Genomic DNA, 1,706 nt, shown 5'->3' on the forward strand with positions numbered 1-1,706 from the left:
TCCAGGTTGGCGGCGGTCTGCTCGGTACGGGCCGACAGGTCCTGGTTGCCGGTGGCAATCTGGCTGGATGCAGCCGACACCGACTCCACCCCGGTGCGCACCTCGCCCACCACCGAGCGCAGCTTGTGCGTCATCGTGGCCAGGCTGCGCAGCAGGTGGCCCATCTCGTCCTTGCGCTCGTCGTGCACATCCACCGTCAGGTCACCGTCGGCGATCTGGTCTGCCAGATGCACTGCCCGTTCCAGTGGACGGGTGATGGAGCGCACCAGCAGTGCCGCGAGGTACAGCCCCACCAGCACCAGCACCAGACTGCAGACGGCGGCCACGCCGTAGGCTTCCATGCGCTTGCGCTGGCCCGCGGCCTTGGCTTCCTCACGCATCTGCTCCTGCAGGGTGATCAGTGCCTCCTGCTCCTTGATGTATTGGACCGCAGAAGTGCGCAGCTGCTTTTCTGCAATCTCGGCGGCGGCCAGCATGTCGCCCTGGTTGCGCGCTTCCTGCGCCTTGGCAATGTCCGCCAGGGTCTGCGTGCGCGCCTTGCCCACTTTCTCCAGCTGGGCTTTTTCGGCCGCGCTGTCGGCCATCTCCAGCACCAGCCGCTGGGTTTCGGTGATCTGGGCCGTACCGCCAGTGGCCAGCTTTTTCATCTGGTCCACGATCTGCGCTTCGGAGGACATCACGCTCACCACGTAGCGCTCCACCGCCACCTCGGTCATGGCGCGCCAGCGCATGGACAGCACGATGCGCTTGTCCGCCCACTCCATCTGTTTGGCCACGTCGGCATCGACACGGTCCGAATACACCATCAACCCGAAAGCCAGCAGCACCATGGCCGACATGGATCCCAACACCACCGCCCACAGCTTGTGGGCCACGCGAATATTCTGCAAATTCATGGATACCGTCCTGGCGCAGTGCCAATCGAAAAAAGCGGGCATGGCAACCCGCTTTCATTCTCTTTGCCACATCCGACGAGCGGTACAGGCGCTCTCCCGATTGACAAAAACTACTGTTTCGTATTGATACATTGCAGTGCAGCATTTCCTCCAATAAGGCCAGAAAAAAGCCGCCCTTAGGCGGCTTTGCTGGAGTTGGCAAGCAGTAGGTACTTGCCCACTGATGCACATCAGAAGTGCATCAGAACATTTCCCAATCGTCGTCCGCGCCGGTTGCTGCCGTCTTGCCGGTCTGTGCCGGCGCAGCGGCGGGCGTACCCGCACCGGGTGCTTTGTCGGGCGCCAAGGCCGGGGTCTTGCGTAGTGCAGGAGCAGGAGCAGGCGCAGGTGCCACGGTCGGTTTGGCCTTGGGGGCCGCCACTGCAGCGGGGCGCGCCGCAGGCGCCTGCACGCGGGGTGCAGCCACCGTTGCAGCCGGGGCCGGGCGCGGCGCCGCAGCGCTGCGCACCAAGCCCTCCTGGCCCACATTGAACACCGCCACCACCTGCTCCAGGCGCTGCGCCTGCTCACGCATGGCCGTGGCTGCAGCCGTGGACTCCTCCACCAGCGCCGCGTTCTGCTGGGTCATCTGGTCGAGGTTGCCGATGGCACTGTTGACCTGGCCGATACCGTCACGCTGCTCCAGCGAGGCGGCTGTGATTTCGCCAATCAGATCGCTAACCCGGCGCACGCTCTGCACGATCTCCTGCATGCTCTGGCCGGCCTGCTCCACCTGCTGCGAGCCTGACTCCACATTGCTCACGCTGGTGG

Annotated in this window: 1 protein-coding gene and 1 pseudogene; both read right to left on the reverse strand. The window is 64.6% G+C overall.

All coding sequences use genetic code 11. The annotated features are described in order from the left end of the window. Positions 1-305 (reverse strand): annotated as a pseudogene (locus B3349_RS20660) (HAMP domain-containing protein); the annotation flags it as partial. Between the two features lie 832 nt (positions 306-1,137). Continuing rightward, positions 1,138-1,706: methyl-accepting chemotaxis protein (locus B3349_RS05910; protein WP_291587276.1), on the reverse strand; the 569-nt coding region annotated here is incomplete at its 5' end.

Source organism: Comamonas sp. UBA7528 (genome assembly GCF_002479375.1).
GTDB lineage: Bacteria > Pseudomonadota > Gammaproteobacteria > Burkholderiales > Burkholderiaceae_C > Comamonas.